The organism is Bacteroidota bacterium (assembly GCA_030706565.1).
Lineage (GTDB): Bacteria > Bacteroidota > Bacteroidia > Bacteroidales > JAUZOH01 > JAUZOH01.
Map to the genome: position 1 here is coordinate 1 of JAUZOH010000373.1, position 3,679 is coordinate 3,679.

2 protein-coding genes are annotated in these 3,679 nt (G+C 41.4%); both read left to right on the plus strand.

Annotated elements, in window-relative coordinates; all coding sequences use genetic code 11:
- Nucleotides 1–717: alpha/beta hydrolase (locus tag Q8907_14270; protein ID MDP4275437.1), on the plus strand; the 717-nt coding region annotated here is incomplete at its 5' end.
- A gap of 942 nt (nt 718–1,659) precedes the next feature.
- The coding region (locus Q8907_14275) for an alpha-galactosidase (GenBank protein ID MDP4275438.1) at nt 1,660–3,679 on the plus strand (2,020 nt) is incomplete at its 3' end.

Below are 3,679 nucleotides of genomic sequence, written 5' to 3' on the forward strand. Positions count from 1 at the left end.
CCTGACAAAAAAATAGCCACCGGTGCGGCAGTTATTATTTGTCCGGGTGGAGGTTATGGAATGGAAAGTTACCGTCTTGAAGGAACCGAAATTGCGGCGGCTTTTTTGCGTAAAGGCATTGCTGCGTTTATCCTGAAATACCGTCTGCCCAGCGATTTAATTATGAAAGATAAAAGCATCGGGCCTTTGCAGGATGCACAACAGGCTATAAAGACAGTAAGGCAGCGTGCTTCTGAATGGAAATTGAACCCTCAGAAGATTGGTATTATGGGTTTTTCTGCCGGGGGACATTTGGCCTCGACAGCCGGTACGCATTTCGATAAATCCTATATAGCCAATGACGAAAAGGTTAATTTACGGCCTGATTTTATGATCCTGGTTTATCCGGTAATCAGTATGAAAGATGGATTGACACATCTGGGCTCCAGAACGAACTTGCTGGGCAGTAAACCTGATGCTGAACAAATCGATTTATTTTCAAATGAATTGCATGTCAGTGAAAATACTCCTCCGACCTGGCTGACCCAGACCGGGGATGATACCGCTGTCCCTGTCGAAAACAGCATACGTTTTTATCAGGAGCTGACCCGTCATAAAGTATATTCAGAAATGCATCTTTACCCTACCGGGAATCATGGTTTTATATTTAAAATACAGACTGATAAGTGGATGCAGCCTCTGTTTGAATGGATGAACAAAATTGGAATCGTCAAATAAAACAGGTTTGCTTTTTTAGTCTATTGAAATTTGCTTGGCGTTTTTCCCCTTTCTATTAATTCTTATTTAAAGTTTCGCAAGTAGTAAAAAGGGGGAATTACAGGATATTGTTTCATATTAATACTCAGTGAAACTTAGCGTATGAGAATATCATTACACTGAGAGCCATTGAGTTAAGATGAGAAACGCTGAGATTTGGTTCAGGTTCTGCTATGTACGCCGTTGCCTGAGCGTAGTCGAAGCCAGCGTAACTTTTTTAGATAACTATGGTTTCACCACAATGGACACAAGGATTACACAAGGTGCACAAAGGAACTTGTATTCTTAATTTACTTTGTGCCTTTGTGGTAAATGTATTTTCACGCAAAGATTTTGACAGGATTACATGATTACAGGTTGCCCCAACAACCTGTAGAAATTGAACATGTTAATCCTGTTAATCATGTCTATACTTTAAGATGCTCCAATGGTATCTGAGCAGAGGCTAAGGCACAGTAATATAGATTTGATCTGATAAAAATCTAAATTTTATTAAATTATTGATTCTTTGCGCCTTGGCGTCTTTGCGAGAAATGCGTTTCACGCTAAGGTGCAGAGACGCAAAAAATACTTTTAACCACAGAGGATTTGTTTTAAACGCTTGGTGGAGGAAAGTCCCGGAACTTTTTAGTGAATCATGGCCTGTTTTAGCTCCCTGGTAAGGTGTGTGGTTGAAGGATATTAATCTCTGACCTTTAATTTTATTCTGTTTAGGGAGATATTTAGTTGCAACTTTAAATTTCTATTTATAGCAAAATTATAGGATTCAGCATGATCATTTTATCAAAATGATTATGCTGAATTTATATATTTGTGCGTTAAAAGATGAAAAATATTCATCTAAGTAACATCGTGTCTTGCTTTTTGTGATGCGGTATTTGTCTTATTCAACTTATTGATCCGATGAAAATTATACAGGTTATTTTTTGTTTTATATTCTGCATTGAGTATTCGCAATTTGCATTCGGTCAGGAACGGGAAAATTGCAAAGCTTATCTGCATAAGGATACTCTTACCCTTGAAAATGGAGTTGTTTTCGAGCATTTCCTTTGGAATAAAGGGAATCTGATTCGTCTTGCATTTGGAGATGTCGTTTCGGGGCAATCTGTTGTAGCCCCTGATAATCAACCTTTTTTTAATACAGGAGAAAAGGGCCTTTTGACAAGCGGGGAGGGGATTTTGAAGGTGTCAAATCAGCCGGCAACTTCTGTTACCCCTGCGTATGTCAAGGCAGAAGTGATTTGCTCAATAGGTAAAATGCAGGTACTGCGTGTATTTCGCCTGTATCCCGGATGCCCGGCAATAGCCTGTGATTTATACCTGAAAGGACAAATGAAAGGCAGTACAGAAACATTAGTTAATGCAGGAGATTTAAAGAATATAGAAAATGATGCAGCCAAGCATCAGGGAGAATCAATGGTGGCTGTGACCGATAAGGTCAGGCTATCCGGGAATCATTGGAAAGCCCGTTCTGTCGAATTTTTTGATGTTACGGATCGCAACAATACTTTGGTTCAAACTTATGATAGAATTCTTTACCGTCAGGAATGCCAGCTTAGGGGAAATTTATTATTCCTGGAAAATATTTTGTCGGGCAAGCGTCTTTTCCTTCTTAAGGAAGCGCCTGCTTCGTCGGTTCAGCTGTATTATCCCGGCTATGATTTTACTGTAAAGCAGGGAGAGGCAAAAGTCACGGGGTTGGGTGTTGCTGACTCCGATCTTTCCGGTTCATCATGGACCAAAGCTTATGGAACGGTGATGGGGCTTTCTTTAACCAATGATGAGACAGGCATTTTGTCCTCCCTCAGGGAATACCAGCAATCGGTGCGTACACATTTACCGGGCCGGGATGATATGATCCTGATGAATACCTGGGGCGATCGCGGTCAGGATTCAAAGGTGAACGAAGCATTTTGCCTGAATGAACTCGAAGCTGCTGCAAAACTGGGAATCACCCATTTTCAGCTGGATGACGGATGGCAAACCGGACGTTCCAGCAATTCGGCCTTGCCGGGCGGCTCACTCAATAATATTTGGACTAATCCTGATTATTGGAAGCCCAATCCTGCAAAATTCCCTAATGGACTTAAGCCCATAGTGAAAAGGGGAAAGGAATTGGATATAGAAATCTGCCTTTGGTTTAATCCCAGCCATGAAAACAGTAATGCAAACTGGGAGAAGGATGCAGATGTTTTAATTGGCCTTTACAACAGCTATGGCATTCATACTTTTAAGATTGACGGGGTGAATTTACCTGACAAGACTTCAGAAGTTAATTTCCGGAAAATGCTTGATAAAGTGGTGGAAGCCACTCGGGGACAGGTTGTATTTAACCTCGATGTGACAGCAGGCCGGCGGGGTGGTTACAACTTCTTTAACGAGTACGGTAATATATTTCTTGAAAACAGATATACGGATTGGCAAAACTATTATCCTTACTGGACGTTGCGCAATTTATGGATGCTGTCCCGTTATATCCCGCCACAAAATTTACAGACAGAGTTTTTGAATAAATGGCGCAATGCAGATAAATACGGGGAAGATCCCCTGGCACCGGGAAATTATTCATTTGATTATTTGTTTGCAATAACCATGGTGGCTCAGCCACTGGCCTGGTTTGAAGGATCCGGTTTGCCCAGGGAGGCTTTTTCAGTTGCGGAGTCAATCAACAAATACAAACAGGTAATGAATGATCTCCATTCTGGGATAATTTTACCGGTGGGCGATGAGCCTTCAGGCAAGAGCTGGACCGGCTTTCAGTCGCAAAAAAGTGGAAGTGATGAGGGTTATGTGTTAATTTTCAGGGAATTAAATGATTCTAAAACCGGCAAATTCGATTTGCCCTTGTTGTCTTCGGGCAGCTACCACTTTGAACGAATTATGGGTTGCGGAAAGTCATTCCGTGCTGCTTGTAAAGAATCTC